Genomic DNA, 18,283 nt, shown 5'->3' with positions numbered 1-18,283 from the left:
CTTCCCCGCTTCCTCAGGTGTCGCGGGCACGGGCCCGTGCCACCAGGTCGTTGGCGCTCAGAAGCACATCATCGGCCAGGAAGGCCCTCGGGTCCACCGTGGCGGAGGTGCGCACATGGAAGCGGGTACTCTCCCCGGCCAGCAGGGTCACCAGCTGGCGGTCCACCGTGGCGGCGGGGTCGACCTTGTCCGCCAGCACGCACAGGTCGCGCACGGTCGAAGCGGCCTCCACGAGGATCTCGACCCCGTCCGAGACCGGCTGTGCAGTGGCGGTGACCGCGTCACCGACCAGGGCGGAGTCCCGGTCCTCTGCGAAGGGGTGCACCGTGCGCACGACTTCGCCGTCCCCGTCGGTCCCCGCCAGCTCGACCAGCAGCACCTCGTCGGCAGCGTCCGTGGCGGTCGCGAGCTCTGCAGGCACGGGCAGCGTGGCCGCTGAGCGAGCGGGAACCTGCGCGTCGAGCGTGGCCTCGGCGAGGACAGTGCCGTCGTGGCGCTGTCGGCGCAGGTGCAAGGTTCCGCTCAGGGGCTCGTCGGTGTCGTTGCCGAGGCTGATCGCGGGGCTGGCCTCACGGGGCTGGATGCTCAGCAGCACCGGCTCGTACACCTCGCGCAGCGCGTACCAGAGCAGCTTGCGGCGTCGGTCGCCATCCACCGCGGCCCAGGAGGTCACCGGCCAGCAGTCGTTCAGCTGCCACACGATGGTGCCGGCGCATACCGGCCAGTGGGAGCGGTAGTGGCCGATCCCGCTGATCAGCGCGCGGGCCTGGTTGAGCTGGGTCGCGAAGTGGAAGTCGTCGAAGCCCTCGACCGGTGGCAGGTGCGGGGCCATGCCGCGGCGCAGCTTGTCCTGTCCGCCCACGGCCTTCTGGTGGGAGAGCATCGTCTCGGAATCCTCGTCCAGGGGCCGCTCTGTGATCGCGCGGGCGATCGTCGCGTAGTTCGCCGGGCCCTGGTAGCCGAACTCGGCGGAGAACCGCGGGATGGTGTCCCGGTAGCGGGTGTAGTCGTTGTCCTCCTCGGAGGCCCAGGCCACCCAGTTGTGCACGGTGCCGTGGTCGGGGTTGCGGGGATCTTCGGGCAGTGGCCGCGAATAGGGGCTGGTGGGGGTGTAGCTGCGTGTGGGGTCGAGCTCAGCCAGCAGCGAGGGGAACAGCTCGGTGTAGTAGCCGAGCCCCCAGCCGGCGCCCTCGGGGATGTGCTCCTGCCAGCCCCAGTGGTAGTAGCCCTCGACGTTCTCGTTGCTGCCGTTCCAGTGGACCAGCGCCGGATGCCACGCCAGGCGCACGATGTGCTCGCGGGCTTCGGCCTCGAACTCGCTGCGCAGCGGCTCGAGCTCGGAGTAGGCGGCGCAGGCGGTGGTGAAGTCCTGCCACACCATGATCCCCAGTTCGTCACACAGCTCGTAGAGCAGCTCCGATTCGTAGAGCCCGCCGCCCCAGATCCGCAGGGTGTTCATCCCTGCCTCGAGCGCGTCGGTGACGCTCGCGCGGTAGTCCTGCGCGGTCAGGCGCACCGGGAAGCAGTCGTCGGGGATCCAGTTCGCACCCTTGGCGAGGATCGGGCGGTCGTTGACCACGATCGTGAAGGAGGTGCCGATCTCGTCGGGCTCCTCGAGGACGCCGGCGGTACGGAAGCCGATCCGGTGCTCGCGCGCATCGCGCACCCGGTGCTCGGCGTCCCGCAGCTCGATCGCCACGGTGTACAGGGGCTGGTCGCCGTAACCGCGCGGCCACCACAGCTGCGGGTCCGCGGCCGACAGCCGCAGGTCGAGCTCATCCTGCGCATCGGAGCGAGAGAGCTCATCGATCTGCTTCCCGGCAGGGTCCAGCAGTCTCGCCGAGACGGTCACCGCGGACTCGTCCAGCAGATCCGCACGCTCGATCAGGACCGTGAGGTCGACGAGCCCGCGCGCGCCAGCACCAGGCTCGACGGTGATCTGCGGGCGCACCTCGGCCAGGCGCGCCCCGGACCATTCCTCGAGGCCGATCGGGCCGGCGATCCCGCTGGTGACCAGCACCGGTCCCCAGTCCCAGCCGAAGTTGCAGGCCATCTTGCGGATCGCGTTGTAGGGCAGGTCGTTGCCGGTCACCGGCATCTTCCCGAGCACCCGCTCGTTCTCGCGGGCGGTGCGCAGCGGGGAGGCGAACCGGATCTCGAGCTGGTTCTCGCCCTCGATCAGCGCGTCGGTGACGTCGAAGCGCCAGGAGCGGTGCTGGTTCTGCGCCTCGGCGATGCGCGTGCCGTTCAGGACGACCGTGGCGGCGGTGTCGAGGGAGGCGGCGACCAGGTCCACCCGCTCGGCGCCGGTGGGTGCCCAGTCGAAGCGGGTCGCGTAGGTGACATCGCATTCGCCGGTCCACTGCAGGTCGTGCTCGTGGCGGTCCAGGTACGGATCCTCGATCAGCCCGGCGGCGTGGAGGTCGGTGATCAGGGTGCCGGGCACGGTCGCCGGGACCTGCTGCACGGTGAATGGCGCCGGTCCGTCGGTGATCGTGAGGTTCCAGCCCTCGTGGAGAGGCCGACGACGGGCGGTGCGGGTCTCCCCCAGGCGGGTCTCACCGGTGCGGGTCTCCCCCGGGCTGGTCTCGCCCAGGCGGGTCTCCCCCAAGCTGGTCCCACCGGGGGCAGCAGTGCTGGTCACGGGGTCTCCTTCGCGAGGGCCAGATGGTCGGGCATGGGGACGCCGCGGCGCTGGGCCTCGGCGAGGAAGCGCGGGTTGTTCCCCGGTTCAGGGGCGGCGAGCAGCAGCTGCCGGGTGAACTCCGCTTGAGGGTTCAGGATGACATCGTCGGCCGGGCCGCGCTCGACGACCTCGCCGCGGTACATCACCAGGATCTCGTCGGAGAAGTGCCGGGCGGTGGCCAGGTCATGGGTGATGTAGAGCATCGCGAGGTTCTCCTCGCGCTGCAGCCGCGCCAGCAGGTTCAGCACTCCGAGGCGGATGGACACGTCGAGCATCGAGACCGGCTCGTCGGCGATCAGCACCGTCGGCTCCGGGGCGAGCGCGCGGGCGATCGCCACCCGCTGGCGCTGCCCGCCGGAGAGCTCGTGGGGGCTGCGGTCGATGAAGCTCTCGGCGGGGCTGAGGTTGACCCGCTCGAGCAGCTCGCACACCTTCTGCCGCACGTTCGCGCGGGTGGCCTTGCCGTGCAGCAGCAGGGGTCGCTCGATGTGGTGGCCGATGGTGTGGAAGGGGTTCAGCGAGGCGAAGGGATCCTGGAACACCATCTGCACGTGGTCGCGGTAGTGGGCCAGGCCCTTGCCGCGGGTGCCGATCGGCTGCCCGTCCAGGGTGATGGTGCCCGAGGTGGGCTTCTCGAGCTGGACGAGGATCTTCGCGATGGTGGACTTGCCGGAGCCGGACTGGCCCACCAGCGCCACGGTGCGGCCGGGCTGCAGCTCGAGGTCCACCCCCTTGACGGCCTGGAGGGTGGTGAAGCGGGCCCCGCTGCGCAGCCGGTAGGACTTGTGCAGGTCGGTGACGGTCAGCGTGGTCATGCGGTGGCCTCCTGGTCGGCGTGCTGCTCTCCGCCGAAGCCGGCGCGCACGAAGTCCCCGGCCTCGCCGGTCAGGGAGGGGAAGGAGCCCAGCAGGCGCCGGGTGTAGGGATCCCTGGGCTCGAAGTAGAGGTTCTCGGCGGTGTCGATCTCGACGATCCGTCCCGCCTTCATCACCGCGATCCGGTCGGAGATCTCCAGCAGCATCGGCAGGTCGTGGGTGATGAACACGACCGCGAAGCCGAGCTCCTTGCGCAGCCGCAGCACCTCCTGGAGGATCTCGCGCTGGACCACCACATCCAGTGCGGTGGTGGGCTCGTCCATGATCATCAGCTGCGGGTCCAGCGCGAGCGCCATCGCGATCATCACGCGCTGGCGCATGCCGCCGGAGAGCTCGTGGGGGTAGGCGTCGATGCGGCCGCGGTCCACCCCCACCAGCTCCAGCAGCTCCTCGCTGCGGTGGCGGCGCTCGGCCCGTTCCATCTGGGGCCGGTGCGTGGTGAGCACATCGGCGAGCTGGGTGCGGATGCTGAGCACGGGGTTCAGGGAGTTCATCGCCCCCTGGAACACCATCGCGACCTTCGACCAGCGGAAGGCGCGCAGCGCGGGCCCCTTCAAGGCCAGCACGTCCACGTCGGAGCCGTTCACGCGGTCATGGAAGGTGACCGAGCCGCTGGTGATGCGGGCGGGCGGGCGATGGAGCTGGTTCAGTCCGTAGGCGAGGGTGGTCTTGCCGCAGCCGGACTCCCCCGCCAGGCCCAGGATCTCTCCGCGGCGCAGGATGAATGAGGCGTCCTTGACAGCATGGACCCCCTCGCCGACCTCGTAGACGATGTTGAGGTCGCGCACGCTCAGCACGGGCTCCTCGAGCACCGGGGAGACGTCGCCGCCGGTGCGCCCCTCCTCGAGCGAGCTGTCCAGGACGGGGTCGCCGATCTCGCCGCGCGCGATCGCGGAGGCGGTCTCGACATTCGGATCCGGTTCGTGGGCGGGGTGGTCCGGGGGGACGGGCCCGGTCATCGGGGTGCTCATACGAGGACCTCCTTCGTCGTGGCCTCGGAGTCGTCGGCGTTCTCGGCCTTGCGGACGCTGCGCGCGGCCTTGGGGGCGGTGCGCAGGCGCGGGTTGATGATGCCGTCGATGGAGAAGTTGATCAGGGACAGCCCGCAGCCCAGCAGCGCGATCATCAGACCCGGCGGGACGAACCACCACCAGCCGCCCAGGGTGAGGGCCTGGCCGTTCTGGGCGTAGAACAGCATCGAGCCCCAGGTCTGGGTGCCCACCACGCCGAGACCGATGAAGCTCAGGCCCGCTTCGCCGAGGATCGCGGTGATCAGGGCGAACACGAAGCCGCTGGACATCACCGGCAGCAGGTTCGGCAGGATCTCCACGGCGATGATGCGGAGGGGCTTCTCCCCGGCGATCTTCGCGGCCTGCACATAGTCACGGGTGCGGATCGAGAGGGTCTGCGAGCGCAGCACTCGGGCCGCGGCGGCCCAGGAGGTGATCGCGAGGATCACGGCGATCAGCAGCAGGCCTCGCTGCTGGACGTAGGAGCCGATCACGATCATCAGCGGCAGGCCCGGCAGGATCAGCACGACATTGGTGAACAGGGAGAACCCCTCGTCGATCCAGCCGCCGAGATAGCCGCCGAGGATCCCGAAGAAGGCGGAGAGGAACAGCGCCAGGACCGCGACGATGATGCCCACCAGCAGGGAGCCGCGGGTGGCCCAGGCGAGCTGTGCCAGCACGTCCTGCCCGGTCTGGGTGGTGCCCAGCAGGTGCTCGGCCGACGGCGGAGACATGCCCACGCTGGAGATGGCCAGCGGATCGGCGACGACGAGCGGGGCGATCAGCCCGAACAGGGTGATCGCGACGACCAGTCCTGCCCCGATCACGAGTGAGGGGGTGGCGTTGCGGCGCAGGGAGGCGCGGAAGCGGGCGCCACGGGAAGCGGGGGTGTCGATCATGGGAGCTCCTCAGCCTCGCGCTCGGGTGCGGGGGTCGATGACGCCGTACAGCAGGTCCACCACGAGGTTCGCCGCGAGCACGGCCACCGTGATGATCAGGAACATTCCCTGCATGAGCGCGTAGTCGTTGTTCTGCACGGCCTGCAGCATGGTGAAGCCGACCCCTGGATAGGAGAAGACGGTCTCGACCACGATCGAGCCGGAGACCACGAAGCCCAGCGAGATCGCGAAGCCGGAGACGCTGGGGAGCATCGCGTTGCGGGCGGCGTACATGAGCATCACGCGGCGCGGAGAGAGTCCCTTCGCCTCGGCGGTGAGGATGTAGTCCTCGCTGAGGGTGGAGACCATCATGTTGCGCATCCCCAGCAGCCAGCCGCCCAGCGAGGACAGCACGATCGTCAGCGCCGGCAGGAACCCGTAGTAGAGGGCGTTGGAGATGAAGGGGTAGTCGAAGGCCGGGCGCACCAGGGTGTAGTCGTAGCCGCCGGAGATCGGGAACATCCCCAGGTTCACCGACAGCACGTAGATGAACAGCAGCGCGAGCCAGAAGTAGGGCACGGCCTGCAGGATCGTGGTGGCGGGGATCAGTGAGTCGAGCCAGGTCCCGCGCTTCCATCCCGCCAGGGTGCCCAGCGCCATCCCCAGGATGAAGGTGAAGGTGGTCGCCAGGCCCACCAGCACCAGGGTCCACGGCAGGGACTGGCCCACCACCTGGGAGACGGGGGTCGGGAAGTAGGTCACCGAGACCCCGAGATCTCCGGAGAGCAGACCGCCGAGGTAGGCGAAGTACTCCTCGAACAGCGATCGGTCCGTATCCGCTCCGAGCATCACCTCGATCGCTCTGCGGGTCTCAGGGGATACCGGTCCGCGCAGCGCGAGCTTCGCGAGGACGGCGTCCACCGGGCTCCCCGGCAGGGCGCGGGGGATGAAGAAGTTGAGGGTCACTGCGGCCCAGAGAGCCACCAGGTAGAACCCGATCTTGCGCAGGAGGTGCACTGCCTCGAGATCCTTTCGTCGCCCGGGCCGCGCCGCCTGGACCGCCGGTGTCCGGGCGGGGTGGGCGGCGCGGGCCGGTGGGTCAGCTGGCGGGGGTGATGGTCTTGAGGACCATGGAGTTGTCCGGCGCCGCCCAGGCCATCGGGTAGGCGAAGAGGTTCTCCTGGGTGGGCCAGCCGGTGACCTTCGCGGAGTTGTACTCCGTCAGGCTCGAGCCGATCATCACCGGGATCGCCGGCATCACTTCGGCCAGCCGCTGCTGGATCAGGAAGTAGTGCCCCTTCTTGACCTCGGGATCGTCGGTCGCCGCAGCGGCATCGAGTGCGGCGTCGACCTCGGGATCCGAGAAGCGGGTGACGTTGTGGTACGGGTTGCCGTTCTCGCCGACGGGGACCGTGTTGTCGGTGGAGAAGTGGTTGCGGTACGGGTAGTACGGGTCCGGGGCGGGACCCTGGCCGACGGAGTCGATGACCAGCTGATAGGTGCCGCGCGCCTTGGCGTCGTTCCACTCGTTGACCGAGACCTGCTGGGGGATCAGCTCGATGCCGATCTCCTTGTACTGCGCGGCGAGCGTGTCCAGCGCGGTGACGAAGTCGGACCAGCCGGTGGGGCAGGAGACCGTCATCGAGACCCGAACGTCGCCCTTGGCGTACACCCCGTCGGAGCCGAGCGCGTAGCCGGCGTCCTCGAGGATCTTCTTAGCCTCGTCGGGCTGGGCGTTCCAGGGAGCGTTCTCGATCGAGGGATCGATGAAGTCGGCGTCGCGCTCAGGCAGGCCGAAGGAGGGCGAGATGTCCGCGCCGAGGTCGAAGAAGGCCAGCTTGGAGAGCTGTTCGCGGTCCATTCCGTAGTAGAGGGCCTTGCGCACGGCGACGTCGGTCTGAGGTCCCTCGCAGCCCAGCTCCGGGTTGGAGGCGGCCATGAGCGCCATCTGGGAGATGCCGGTGTTGGTGAACGAGAGGTCGGGGTTGGCGGCCACGTGCTCTTCGAGGTTCGGGATCGCGGAGGACATGTAGTCGATCTCGCCGGCCAGCCACATGTCGGTCGCGGACTGGTTGCCCGAGATGGCGATCGCGCGGATCCCGCCGATGGCGGGCTTGCCCTCGTCCCAGTGCTTGTCGTTGGCCAGCAGCAGGTAGGACTCGGGGGTGAAGTCATCCAGAGCGAAGGGGCCGGTGCCCACCGGTTCCGGGTTCGCGTAGGTCGCCAGATCATCGACGTCCGCGAAGAGGTGCTCGGGGATGATCCAGGTGCGGGCCAGGGCGTTGGGACCCTCGGTGAAGGACGGCTCGGCGTATGTGATCTCGACAGTGGTGTCGTCGATCGCCTCGGCCGACGGGGCGGTGCCCGCGGCGTTGAGCGCTTCAGTGTCGAGGATCTTGGTGAAGGTGAAGGCGACATCCTTCGCGGTGAAGGGGGTGTCGTCGGCCCAGACCGCGCCGGCGCGGGTGGTCACGGTCAGGACGGTGCCGTCCTCGTTCCAGGCGTAGCTCTCGCCCAGCAGCGGGACGGGCTCCTGATCGATGGGCTCGAGGGGGTTGAAGTAGAACAGCGTCTCGTAGATCAGGCCCTGGATCAGGGAGATCACCGAGGGTGAATGCGGGTTGAAGTTCTCGGCCAGGCCGGTGTTGGCGGTGGTGGTGATGATCGGTCGCTCCTCCGCCCCACCGCCTCCGCCGTTCTCGAGGTTGGAGCTCGTGCTGCACGCCGCGAGTGCGACGGGGGCCGCGCCGAGCGCGGTGAGCTTGTACAGGTCTCGACGACTGAGGTGCATCGTTGCTCTCCTTGTCACGCATCAGTGCGTGCCGGGTCGATCGCTCCGAGGAGATTTCTTCATTACGTTAATGAAGTATCGGTATTGTGGAGACCTCGGTCACGATCCGTCAAGTGGCGGGGGCATCCGGAGCAGGCAACGGAATGATCACGATGCGGTGCGACCCGCCGTCGCCGCCCGGGTGCGAGACTGACGCGAGATTGACGCAAGACCATCTCGAGACCATCTCGAGAACAGCTCGAGAGCAGCACAGGACGAGCTCGGGAGCAGCTCGAGACCATCCCAGGACCGGAAGACAGGAGGCGGTGATGAGCGTGATCGGAGAGCGCAGAGCCTCCACCACCGACGCCGCGATCCTCGAGCTGGTGCGCCGCCGCTCGGAGACCAGCCGGGTGGAGATCTCACGGGAGCTCGGGGTGACCCCGGCGACCGTCACCTATGCCGTCAAGCGTCTGCTCGCGGCGGAGCTGCTGGTGGAGAGCGGTTTCGCTCGGTCCAACGGCGGCAAGCGCGCTTCCCTGCTGCGGCTGAACGACCAGGCGCGATGGGCGATCGGCTGCACCATCGATGCCGACCGCCTCTCCCTGGCGGGGGTGGATCTCGCCGGTGGGCTGCGCGCCCGGATCGCGGTTCCGCTGGGCTCCGCCTCCGATGCGGAGGAGGTGGGCACTGCGCTGCGCCGGGCGCTGTCCATGATCCGGCCCGAGGCCGAGGCGCACTCCGCCACCGGGATCGGTTTCGCGATCCCCTATGGGCTCGACGGGCGTGGTCCGGCCCTGGTGCGCACGATCTCGGAGGGCCTGGACATCCCTTCGATCAGTGCGAACGCACCGACCTGCGCCGCGCTCGGCAGCTTCTGGAGCGGAGAGCAGCCCGAGAGCGGGCTGTGCGCGACGGTGCACATGGATGCGGGGCTGGGGCTGTCGATCCTGCTGGATGGCCGGCCGCTGCAGCCCGGCTCGGGCAGCTCCGCCACCCTCGATCATGTGGGCATCGATCCCGACGGGGCGCCCTGCGAGTGCGGCGGCCGCGGCTGCCTCCATCAGTACGCCTCGGCCCGCGCGATCATCGAGTGCGCCGTGCGCACCGGCAGCCTGGCGCAGGACCTCGAGCTGCGGCTGACTCCGGCCTCCCTGAGCAGCGACGTGGTGCTGATCGCCCTGGCCGCCGCTCGCGGGGAGCCTCGAGCGCGTGAGGTGTTCGTGGCAGCGATCTCCGCGCTCGCCCAGGCGGTCTGGTCCGCGACCAGCGCCCTGGGGATCCGCGCGGTGGTGCTCTCCGGACCAGGGGTGCAGGTCGCCCCGGTGCTGGTCGAAGAGGTGATGGACGAGCTGCTCACTGCCCGGGCCCGCAACCTCGGCGGGGAGATGACCGTGGCGGTCTCCCAGGTCCAGCCCCATCCCTGCGCTGTCGGCGCAGCGGTGCTCGCACTGCAGACGTTCATGACCCCGGGACGGGCCTCCCGCAGCGGCCCGGCCCGCGAGCTCTCCCACGCCGGGCCGGGCGCCTGAGCGCACCGCTCCTGCCCGCACCGCTCCTGCCCGCTCGGCGAAAGAGAGCTCGACGCCTGCGCTCCTGTGGGGTGGCGCCGGCGCTCCTGCGGGGTGGCGCCTGCGCTACTGCGGGGTGGCGCCTGCGCTACTGCGGGGTGGCGCCTGCGCTCCTGCGGGGTCACCCCCGATGCGCCCACAGGTCGCGCAGCAGGGCGATCTCGGCGAGGTGGTGGATGAGCTCTCGGCTGATGTGGGCGACGAGGGTGGCGCGGGAGTATTCGGCCCACGGCCCCTCCGCCTCGCCCACGGCGACCTGGAGGTCCTCCGCGTCCCAGGCCCGCACGCCGGCGATCCAGCGCTCGTACTCCGCGTCGAACTGGGCCAGAGCCTCCGTCGCTGTCGCGGCATAGTCCCAGCTCATGTAGTCCGCGGACGGGCCACCGTGGTGGTCGTGGCTGCGCATCGCGAGCAGGGCGACGATGATGTGCCCCAGCCGCCAGGCGATCGTGGTCAACGGCGCGGGGTCAGGCTCTGGGAACTCGAAGTCGATGACCATCGCCCCGGAGCCGCCCTGCATCGAGGTGGGCGGGAGCTCTCCGTCGGCTGCGCGCGGGTGCACGGTCCAGGCCCGGCCGGCGCCGGAGGGGTCGTAGAAGTACTCCTCGTCCGAGAGGCCCTCGAGGCGAGGACGCAGGTGCTCGCGGGCGTGGAGCTCGATCTGGTCGAGCAGGACGGTGGGCAGGTCGCCGCCGATGCCGCGGGGCTGGTCGGTCTGAGTGATGTCGGGGCTGGTCATGAGGGTTCTCCTGTGAGGGTTGGAGCAGGGAGGCGGCGCCGGCGGGCGACGCGAGGGAGCGGGAGGGGTCACCAGCCGGCGGGCGGCCAGCCCTCCCCTGCGGCGAGCGCGTTGAGCTCGTAGGCGGTCTTGCCGTCGATGCTCTCCCGCAGGATGTCCGCATGGCCGGCGTGGCGGGCGTTCTCCTCGATCAGGTGCAGGGCGTACCACCGCAGGCTCCACGTCGTGCGCCCCTCGAACCAGGGTTGGTCGGGGACGGGACCCCTGGTCTCCAGATCGACCTCACGGATCGCGGCGGCGAGCCCCGCACCGGCCTGTTGGAGCTGCTCGATCAGCGAGTCGGCGGTGTCCTTCTCGCGCAGCGCCTCGGAGGAGATGGTGCCCTCGGCCATGAGCTGATCCAGGGTGCTGGCGGGCGCCGGGGGCGCGTCCGGCGCGGCGTGGAAGGACTCTGCCGCACGCTCGGAGATCAGCAGCACGTGCCGTGCCAGGGCGCCCAAGCTCATCTCGGAGGCGCTGGGGATCTGGGCGAGCTGTTCCCGGTCGAGCCTGTGGAGGGCCGTGGCGATCTGGTCGATCTGCTGCTGGGCGAAGGTGGCGAGGCTGTCGCGCTCGTCGGTGGTCTCTGCGGTGAGGAAAGGCATCGTGCTCTCATCTCTCGTCTGCTTGGGGCCGGGACACGGTGTTCTGCGACCCTCCGGTGGTTCGAGACCCACTCTTCGCCCCCGTGCGGACAAGTGCTGTCCGCGAAGTCACCCGGCTGCCTCGATAGCACCCACTAGGATGCTGGTCATGGCCTCCGTCACAGCACGCTACCGACAGATCGTCGAGGTGCTGGCGCGCAACGGCCTCTCTGCCCTCGCTGCCCAGATCGGTCTGCGCGATCACCTTCCGCAGGCGCTGCGCCACCATCACGCGGAGGAGCGTCTGCCCATGGGGCCGGAGCGCCTGCGCACCGCTCTGGAAGAGCTCGGCCCCACCTTCGTCAAGCTCGGCCAGATGCTGTCGACCCGCAGCGATCTGCTGCCAGCGGACTACATCGCCGAGCTGACCAAGCTCCAGGACTCCGCCACCCCGGTTCCCTACGAGGCCATCGCTGCCTCGATCCGTCGCGAGCTGGGCGCCGACCCGCATGAGCTGTACCCGAGCTTCGAGGAGACACCCCTGGCCACCGCCTCCATCGGCCAGGCCCACCGGGCCCGCCTGCATGACGGCACCGAGGTGATCGTCAAGGTGCGCAAGCCCGGGGTCACCGCCGAGGTCAGGGCAGATCTGGACGTCATGAAGCAGCTGGCCTCCCTGGCCGCCCGCGAATGGGAACTGGCGCGCGATGTGGACATCGAGGCCCTGGTCGAGGCCTTCGACCGGATGATGCTCGGGGAGCTCGATTACCGCACCGAGTCCGCGAACGCCGAGCAGTTCCGCCAGAACCTGGCCGACAACCCCGCCGTACGGATCCCACTCGTGGTCGAGGAGCTGACGACCTCCGAGGTGCTCACCGAGGAACTCGTGACCGGTCGGAACATCACCGATTCCGCGGGACTGGAGGCCGCCGGAGTGGACCGTCGGGCGCTCGCGCACACCGCCACCGACGCCCTGATCCGGATGGTGCTCGTCGACGGGTTCTTCCACGCTGACCCGCACCCGGGCAACCTCTTCGTCGCCGCGGACTCCACGATCTGGCTCATCGACTTCGGGATGGTCGGCCGGCTCAACCCCGCGGCCCGTGAGGATCTGCTGTGGCTGCTGCTGGCGATGTCTCGTCATGATGAGGAGGCCATAGTCGCCTCGCTGCTGAGGCTGGCGCCCCCGCGCCGAGGGATCGACCGTCGGCGCCTCACCCGGGACGTGGGGGCCCTGGTCGAGTCGATCTCCGGGCATCCGCTGGCCGAGGTGTCGGTCTCACGGGTCGTCGAACAGATCTATGCGCTGTTGCGCCACCACCGATTGCAGCTGCCCGCCGAGGTGTCCTCCATGCTGCGGATGCTGGTGCTCACCGAGTCCACCGCCGTGGTGCTGGACCCCGACTTCCACCTGGGAACGGTGCTCCAGAGCGTGATGCCGGTGGCGCTCGTCGAGCTGCTCAGCCCGGAGGCGCTCCTGCGACGGGCCAGCTCCGCCGGGATGCAGGCGCTCCGCGTCGGGCACGAGCTGCCGGGCCGCGCGGCACGGCTGCTGGACGACTACGAGGCCCACGGCATCGACATCGGCATCCATGCCGAGGACCTCGACCGGGCCATCTCCCGCCTGGAGGGCACCGCCGACAGGCTGATCGTGGGAATGACCCTCAGCGCCCTGCTGGTGGGCATCGGCAGCTTCATCTCCGCCGCCCCTGGACGACCCTCGCAGCTGCGCGGCCCCGCGCTGCTCGGCGTCGGCGGAGCAGCCGCACTGCTGGGCACGTACCTCGCCGCGAGCGGCGGCCCCGCGCGACGGGCTGGCCGCTTCGTGCACCGCACCTTCACCCGGCGCTGAGCGGGTCAGGCGGCGGCCACTTTTCGCACACCTGCGGACAGGTCCTGTCCGCGAAGCCGGGCAGACTGTCCCCATGAGCAACGTGACGACTCGAGCGCTGCGGCTGCTCGCCCTGCTGCAGTCGCGCACGGTGTGGACCGGGCCGGAGCTCGCCGCGGAGATGGCCGTGACCACGCGGACGGTGCGGCGCGATGTGGATCGGCTGCGGGAGCTGGGCTATCCGGTGCTCACCTCGGCCGGGCACGGCGGCGGCTACCAGCTCGGCGCGGGCCGAGCGCTGCCGCCCCTGCTGCTGAGCTCGAGCGAAGCGGTCGCGGTGGCGGTGGGACTGCGACTGGCGGCGTCCTCCGGGGTGGACGGCCTGGACGAGGAAGCACTCCGGGCCCTCGCCGCCCTGGACCGGATCCTCCCGGCGCCGGTGCGGGCGGAGGTGGGCGCGATCAGCGAGGCGATGGGGGTGATCACCCGGCCAGCCGCCGGTATCCGCTCCGAGGTGCTGATGACCCTGGCCACCGCGGTGCGGGACGGGGTGCGGGTGCGGGTGGACTACGAGCGGGCCGACGGCGAGCGCGCCGAGCGCCGGCTCGAACCGCACCGGGTGCTGTCCATGGAAGGGCGGTGGTACCTCTTCGCCTGGGACCTGGACCGCGAGGACTGGCGCACCTTCCGGCTGGACCGCATGCACGCGGTGCACACCTCGACCTTCGCCATCACCCCGCGAGCGACCCCGGATATCGAGGCGGTGGTGCGGGAGTCGATCACCGTGGGCGGGTATCCGAGGTCGACGACGGTGCGGATCCTGGCCCCGTACGAGCAGGTCGCTCCGCACGTCCCGGCGAGGTCCGGAACGGTCACGGCCGACGGGCCGGATGCCTGCATCCTCCGCGCGGGCGCCGATGAGCTGCACTGGGTGGCGATGTACCTGGCGTGGATCGGCGCCCCGATCGAGGTGATCGACCCGCCCGAGCTGCTCGAGGTGATCGCCTCCCTGCGCGACTGGACGGGCACGGTCCGGAAGGCGCCAGAGGAGGGGCGGGGCGTGTCGGATCCGGGGCGATGAGCCGTTCCCTCCGGGGGACCGTCGGCCTATGCTGAGCGGCAGAGCTCCGGGGCGGGCGGAATGGGCCGTCGTCCCCCTGCTGGAACGGACACTCACTCTCCATGGCTGCTCACCGCCGACCACTCGCCCTGCTCAGCGCGCTCCTGCTCGCCCTGGTGCTGGCGGCGTGCAGCGGCGCCGCTCCCCCGCCGGAGCCCGAACCTCCCGAGCCCCCGAGCGCCGGCAGCGACCTCCCGGGTCACCAGGTGCCCTCGGTCGATGCCGATGCCCCGGTCCCCTCCGAGGGCGAGCCCGGGGCGCACGTCGATGGCAGCGGGGAGGGGGCGCCGCTCACGGCCACCACGATCACCGGGGTCTGGCCTGATCAGAGCTGGCAGATCGAGGAGCTCGAGGGTGATGCGTGCGCCGGCCGGGCACCGCAGATCTCCCGCTGGGTGCTGGGCAAGAACTATTTCGGCTGCGGCGCGGAGGAGGATCTGCTGATCGCCTGCAAGCAGGTGCAGGGCGACGAGGCGCTCTGCGTGCGTGACCCGCTGGAGAAGACGGCCGTGCGCATCCACTCCCCCGCGATCGACGGGTTCACGGCACCGTCCCCCGAGGCGCCGCTGCCGCTGATGGTGATCCTGGCAGACGGCACCACCTGCACCCCCGTCGCCCGCGACGGCATCGATCATCATGCCGGGCGACAGAGCTGGCTGTACTGCGGCGAGAACGCCGCCCTGCTGCTGGACATCTCGACCGCGAGCTACTACTTCGACCCCAGTGGCAAGGTGTGGACGGCCGACCTCGGAGTGGGCGGCGCCGAGCCGACCACGGTCGAGGTCCGGGAGATCATCTACGCCGGCACGCCCGAGGACGTCGAGGCACAGGGCTTCCAGGCCGGCTGAGCCTTTCGGCGGCGGGCCACCGTCAGACCAGCAGCAGGCCCAGCGCGGCGACGACGGTGAGCACCAGGATCAGGTTCTCGAACACCTTCTGGGGGATCCGACGGGCCACCTTCGCGCCGGCGTAGGCGCCGATCAGCACCACGGGGATCAGCATCGCGTCCATCACGAGGGTGTCCCGGCTGATCAGGCCCAGCCCCGCGGAGAACGGCACCTTGAAGAGGTTCACGATCGCGAAGTACCAGGCAGAGGTGCCGAGGAAGGTCAGCACCGGCATCCGCATCGCGTAGAAGTACAGGGACATCACGGGCCCAGCGGCGTTGGCGACCATGGTGGTGAAGCCGCCGAGCAGGCCGTAGCCGATGCCCTGCACGGCCGCGGCGGTACCGGGCTGTGACCCGGCCGCGGCGGCGCGGGTGGGCGGCAGCTCCTTGCCCGCGGCGGTACCGGCGGCCTCGCGGCGCTGAGCGAGCACGCGACGGCTCACGGTGACGATCATCAGCACCAGCAGGATGATGCCGATGGTCAGGCGCACCCCGTCCCCGTCGACCCGGGCGAAGTAGAACGCACCGATCACCACTCCGACCATGGCGCTGGGCAGCAGCCTGATCAGGGTGCGCCAGTCCGGTTCGCGCCGGTACACCCACAGCGCGGTCATATCGCCGACGATCAGCAGGAGGAGCAGCGCAGCGGTGGATTCCTTGGCGGGCATGGCGAAGGCGAACAGGCCCACCGCGAGGGTGCCGGCACCGGGCAGTGCGGTCTTGGAGAAGCCGACGATCAGGGCGCCGAGTGCCACCAGCGCCCAGGCAGCAGGACTCATGGTGGGGATCAGGGCAGCGAGGTCAGGCACGGTGAGTGAACTTATCAGCGTGCTGCCCCGGGAGGAGAGGCGGTCCGTGTCGCTGCTGCTGCGTCGGCCCCGTCCGGGGGTGCCGCATCAGCCCTGTCCGGATTCTGCGTCGGGCCCTGCCAGGGGTGCCGCGTCGGCCCCAGCTGGCTGGCCGCGTCGGCCCCGTCCGGGCCGCTCCATCCGTCTCGCCGTGGGGAGGTGAGTAACCTACGTCACGAACAGTGCAGGGATCCCGCTCTGACCCTCCCGCGCGAGGGTGCGATCTGCGGGCATGCCGCATCTCCACCGACGAATCTGTGAGGACCATGTCTGCACCCCGTCCCTCCGCTCCCCGTTCTTCCGCCCCGCCTCCGTCTGCTTCCCGCCCGTCTGCTCCCCTGCCGTCCGCGGCCCCGCCTTTCCGCCCTCTGCGGATCGCCGCCCTCTCGGCCTGGCACGTCCATGCCGAGGAGTACGCCCGGGAGGCGCAGCAGCATCCCGATACCGAGCTGATCGCCGTCTGGGACGAGGACGCCGAGCGCGGCCGGGCCCTGGCCGAGACGCTCGGGGTCGAGTTCACCCCGGACCTCGAGGCGCTGCTGGCCCGGGAGGATCTCGACGGCGTCACCGTCACCACCGCCACCAGTGCGCACCGCGACGTCATCGGCCGGGCGCTCGCGGCGGGCAAGCACGTGTTCACCGAGAAGCTGCTGGCCCCCACCGTCGCCGAGGGCGAGGAGCTGATCGCCGCGGCCCGTGAGGCGGGTCTGCGGCTGACCGTCTCCCTGCCCCGCCTGGCCCACGGCTACGCGCTCGCGCTGCGCCGAGTGCTCGAGGAGGGGCGGCTCGGGCGCCTGACCTACTCGCGGGTGCGGCTGGCTCATGACGGGTCCACCGGCGACTGGCTGCCGGCGCGCTTCTACGATCCGGCCACCGCGATCGGCGGGGCGTTCAGCGACCTCGCCGCGCATCCCGTCTACCTCACCCAGATGATCCTGGGCAGCGAGGTGCAGGTGAGCTCGGCGACCTTCACCGACATGACCGGCCGCGGCGTGGAGGACAACGCCGTGGTCACCGTGACCGGCCCCGACGGCGCGATCGGAGTGATCGAGACCGGATTCGTCACTCCCACGAGCCCCTTCTCGATCGAGGTGCAGGGCACCGAGGGCTCGTTCCAGCACGGGCTCGGGAAGGGCGGCGGCACCAGCGTCGACACCGGCCAGGGCCCCGTCCCGATCGACGTCCCCGGCGATGCCGAGAACCCCTTCGCGCAGTGGGCCCGGGCGATCCGCTCGGGCCAGGACACGGCCGAGAACCTCGGCCGGGCCCAGGCTCTCACCGCCCTCGTGGTCGCCGCGAACGCCGCGGCCGCCTGAGGCGCCCCATCACGACCCCGAAGACCGACAGGACGAGCACGTCCAGCACGACCCCCACGACCCCCACGACTTCTCAGGAGCTCCCATGACCACGACCGTCCCCTCCCCCATCCGCATCGGCATCCTGGGCGGCGGCGGCATCGCCACCGCCCACCTGAACGCCTACGCGACCGTCTCCGACCGCGCGCAGGTCACCGCCATCGCCGACGTCGACCCCGAGGCGCTCGCCCGCCGCGAGGCCGAGACCGGTGCGAAGGGCTACACCGACTTCCTGGAGCTGGTGAAGGACGAGAACGTCGACGCGATCGACATCTGCCTCCCCCACCACCTGCACACCCCGGCGATCCTCGCGGCCGCCGCAGCGGGCAAGCACATCCTGTGCGAGAAGCCGCTGTGCCTCACTCCGGAGGAGGCGAAGCAGGTCAGCGACGCGGTGCAGAAGGCGGGCGTGACGCTCATGTGCGCCCACAACCAGCTGTTCATGCCCGCGGTCGCGAAGGCCAAGGAGATCCTCGACGCCGGCACCCTGGGCCAGGTGTACGAGGTGCGCACCACCGACTCGTTCTTCAACGACTTCGACCCCGACTCGATGGGCTGGCGTGCGAACGCCGCAACCTCCGGCGGCGGCGAGCTGATCGACACCGGCTACCACCCCACCTACCTGATGCTGCACCTGGCCGGCGCGGTGCCGACCAGCGCCTTCGCGATGCTCTCGACGCACCGTCTGAAGTTCATGGAGGGTGAGGACTCGGCGCAGGTGCTGGTCCGCTTCGAGAACGGCGCGGTGGGCCAGATGGTGACCTCCTGGGCGTACCAGGCGGCGCCGGGCACGGACCGCTTCTCGGTGGTGGGCGAGAAGGGCTCGCTCAGCTCAGACGGCTCGACCCTGCGGGTGCAGGTGCGCGGCGAGGAGGAGCAGGTCTTCGAGCACGAGGAGGTGGAGACCTTCTCCGCAGAGATCGCGCACTTCGTGGACTGCCTGCTCACCGGGGAGCGTCCGCTCAACACCGAGGTCGAGGGCGTCAGCGTGCTCGGCGTGATCCTCGCGGCCTACGAGTCCTCCCGCACCGGGAAGATGGCTGACGTCATTCGCCTCTGACGCCGCCTCTCCGGCCCCTCCGCCCCTG

At 70.3% G+C, this 18,283-nt stretch carries 15 protein-coding genes; 6 read left to right on the top strand and 9 right to left on the bottom strand.

Going from position 1 to position 18,283, the window contains the following annotated elements; all coding sequences use genetic code 11:
• Positions 1-13: 13 nt before the first annotated feature.
• The 6 genes from ACTH43_RS07210 to ACTH43_RS07185 form a co-directional block, all read right to left on the bottom strand.
• The gene (locus ACTH43_RS07210) at positions 14-2,644 is read right to left on the bottom strand and encodes a glycosyl hydrolase 2 galactose-binding domain-containing protein (RefSeq protein WP_441444244.1); all 2,631 of its coding nucleotides are present in this window, start codon (positions 2,642-2,644) and stop codon (positions 14-16) included.
• Complete coding sequence (locus ACTH43_RS07205) at positions 2,641-3,501, bottom strand: ABC transporter ATP-binding protein (RefSeq protein WP_441444243.1); 861 nt, start codon at positions 3,499-3,501, stop codon at positions 2,641-2,643. The genes ACTH43_RS07210 and ACTH43_RS07205 overlap by 4 nt, the downstream gene beginning before the upstream one ends.
• Positions 3,498-4,532 carry an ABC transporter ATP-binding protein gene (locus tag ACTH43_RS07200; protein WP_441444242.1) on the bottom strand — a complete coding sequence of 345 codons (1,035 nt, stop codon included), beginning with the start codon at positions 4,530-4,532 and terminating at the stop codon, positions 3,498-3,500. The genes ACTH43_RS07205 and ACTH43_RS07200 overlap by 4 nt, the downstream gene beginning before the upstream one ends.
• The gene (locus tag ACTH43_RS07195; protein WP_441444241.1) at positions 4,529-5,470 is read right to left on the bottom strand and encodes an ABC transporter permease; all 942 of its coding nucleotides are present in this window, start codon (positions 5,468-5,470) and stop codon (positions 4,529-4,531) included. The genes ACTH43_RS07200 and ACTH43_RS07195 overlap by 4 nt, the downstream gene beginning before the upstream one ends.
• A 9-nt stretch (positions 5,471-5,479) precedes the next feature.
• Positions 5,480-6,466 (bottom strand): ABC transporter permease, encoded by a 987-nt coding sequence (locus ACTH43_RS07190; protein ID WP_441444240.1) that lies wholly within the window; start codon positions 6,464-6,466, stop codon positions 5,480-5,482.
• Between the two features lie 82 nt (positions 6,467-6,548).
• Complete coding sequence (locus ACTH43_RS07185; protein WP_441444239.1) at positions 6,549-8,240, bottom strand: ABC transporter substrate-binding protein; 1,692 nt, start codon at positions 8,238-8,240, stop codon at positions 6,549-6,551.
• A 308-nt stretch (positions 8,241-8,548) separates the two neighbouring features.
• Here ACTH43_RS07185 and ACTH43_RS07180 point away from each other — a divergent pair, with 308 nt between their 5' ends.
• Positions 8,549-9,751, top strand: coding sequence for an ROK family protein (locus ACTH43_RS07180; protein WP_441444238.1), 1,203 nt, complete (start codon positions 8,549-8,551; stop codon positions 9,749-9,751).
• Between the two features lie 160 nt (positions 9,752-9,911).
• Here the strand turns inward: ACTH43_RS07180 and ACTH43_RS07175 are convergent, their stop codons facing one another.
• Both ACTH43_RS07175 and ACTH43_RS07170 read right to left on the bottom strand, forming a co-directional pair.
• Positions 9,912-10,529: a DinB family protein gene (locus tag ACTH43_RS07175; RefSeq protein ID WP_441444237.1), complete on the bottom strand. Its 618-nt coding sequence runs from the start codon at positions 10,527-10,529 to the stop codon at positions 9,912-9,914.
• Between the two features lie 68 nt (positions 10,530-10,597).
• Positions 10,598-11,173: a mycothiol transferase gene (locus tag ACTH43_RS07170; RefSeq protein ID WP_441444236.1), complete on the bottom strand. Its 576-nt coding sequence runs from the start codon at positions 11,171-11,173 to the stop codon at positions 10,598-10,600.
• A gap of 148 nt (positions 11,174-11,321) precedes the next feature.
• On the opposite strand from ACTH43_RS07170, the gene ACTH43_RS07165 reads away from it, so the two are divergent.
• The 3 genes from ACTH43_RS07165 to ACTH43_RS07155 all read left to right on the top strand — a co-directional run bounded on the left by ACTH43_RS07165 (position 11,322) and on the right by ACTH43_RS07155 (position 14,951).
• Positions 11,322-13,004 (top strand): ABC1 kinase family protein, encoded by a 1,683-nt coding sequence (locus ACTH43_RS07165; protein WP_441444235.1) that lies wholly within the window; start codon positions 11,322-11,324, stop codon positions 13,002-13,004.
• A gap of 73 nt (positions 13,005-13,077) precedes the next feature.
• Positions 13,078-14,064, top strand: a complete 987-nt coding sequence (locus ACTH43_RS07160) for a helix-turn-helix transcriptional regulator (protein WP_441444234.1) — start codon at positions 13,078-13,080, stop codon at positions 14,062-14,064.
• Positions 14,065-14,165: 101 nt separating this feature from the next.
• A complete protein-coding gene (locus ACTH43_RS07155; RefSeq protein WP_441444233.1) occupies positions 14,166-14,951 on the top strand; it encodes a hypothetical protein in 786 nt (261 codons plus the stop codon).
• A 22-nt stretch (positions 14,952-14,973) separates the two neighbouring features.
• Here ACTH43_RS07155 and ACTH43_RS07150 read toward each other — a convergent pair whose 3' ends face one another.
• The gene (locus ACTH43_RS07150; RefSeq protein WP_345076054.1) at positions 14,974-15,801 is read right to left on the bottom strand and encodes a sulfite exporter TauE/SafE family protein; all 828 of its coding nucleotides are present in this window, start codon (positions 15,799-15,801) and stop codon (positions 14,974-14,976) included.
• Positions 15,802-16,106: 305 nt separating this feature from the next.
• On the opposite strand from ACTH43_RS07150, the gene ACTH43_RS07145 reads away from it, so the two are divergent.
• Both ACTH43_RS07145 and ACTH43_RS07140 read left to right on the top strand, forming a co-directional pair.
• Complete coding sequence (locus ACTH43_RS07145; protein ID WP_441444232.1) at positions 16,107-17,156, top strand: Gfo/Idh/MocA family protein; 1,050 nt, start codon at positions 16,107-16,109, stop codon at positions 17,154-17,156.
• A gap of 85 nt (positions 17,157-17,241) precedes the next feature.
• Complete coding sequence (locus ACTH43_RS07140; RefSeq protein WP_441444231.1) at positions 17,242-18,255, top strand: Gfo/Idh/MocA family protein; 1,014 nt, start codon at positions 17,242-17,244, stop codon at positions 18,253-18,255.
• The last annotated feature ends 28 nt before the right edge of the window (positions 18,256-18,283 follow it).

The sequence above is a fragment of the Brachybacterium sp. genome, from assembly GCF_052095815.1.
GTDB lineage: Bacteria > Actinomycetota > Actinomycetes > Actinomycetales > Dermabacteraceae > Brachybacterium.
This window is presented reverse-complemented; position numbering and strand designations above follow the sequence as displayed.

What these genes read in the sequence shown, in the direction of transcription:
- ACTH43_RS07205 (WP_441444243.1), bottom strand. Translation starts at nt 3,501, where the DNA reads ATGACCACGCTGACCGTCACCGACCTGCACAAGTCCTACCGGCTGCGC.
- ACTH43_RS07200 (WP_441444242.1), bottom strand. Translation starts at nt 4,532, where the DNA reads ATGAGCACCCCGATGACCGGGCCCGTCCCCCCGGACCACCCCGCCCAC.
- ACTH43_RS07195 (WP_441444241.1), bottom strand. Translation starts at nt 5,470, where the DNA reads ATGATCGACACCCCCGCTTCCCGTGGCGCCCGCTTCCGCGCCTCCCTG.
- ACTH43_RS07185 (WP_441444239.1), bottom strand. Translation starts at nt 8,240, where the DNA reads ATGCACCTCAGTCGTCGAGACCTGTACAAGCTCACCGCGCTCGGCGCG.
- ACTH43_RS07180 (WP_441444238.1), top strand. Translation starts at nt 8,549, where the DNA reads ATGAGCGTGATCGGAGAGCGCAGAGCCTCCACCACCGACGCCGCGATC.
- ACTH43_RS07175 (WP_441444237.1), bottom strand. Translation starts at nt 10,529, where the DNA reads ATGACCAGCCCCGACATCACTCAGACCGACCAGCCCCGCGGCATCGGC.
- ACTH43_RS07170 (WP_441444236.1), bottom strand. Translation starts at nt 11,173, where the DNA reads ATGCCTTTCCTCACCGCAGAGACCACCGACGAGCGCGACAGCCTCGCC.
- ACTH43_RS07165 (WP_441444235.1), top strand. Translation starts at nt 11,322, where the DNA reads ATGGCCTCCGTCACAGCACGCTACCGACAGATCGTCGAGGTGCTGGCG.
- ACTH43_RS07160 (WP_441444234.1), top strand. Translation starts at nt 13,078, where the DNA reads ATGAGCAACGTGACGACTCGAGCGCTGCGGCTGCTCGCCCTGCTGCAG.
- ACTH43_RS07155 (WP_441444233.1), top strand. Translation starts at nt 14,166, where the DNA reads ATGGCTGCTCACCGCCGACCACTCGCCCTGCTCAGCGCGCTCCTGCTC.
- ACTH43_RS07145 (WP_441444232.1), top strand. Translation starts at nt 16,107, where the DNA reads ATGTCTGCACCCCGTCCCTCCGCTCCCCGTTCTTCCGCCCCGCCTCCG.
- ACTH43_RS07140 (WP_441444231.1), top strand. Translation starts at nt 17,242, where the DNA reads ATGACCACGACCGTCCCCTCCCCCATCCGCATCGGCATCCTGGGCGGC.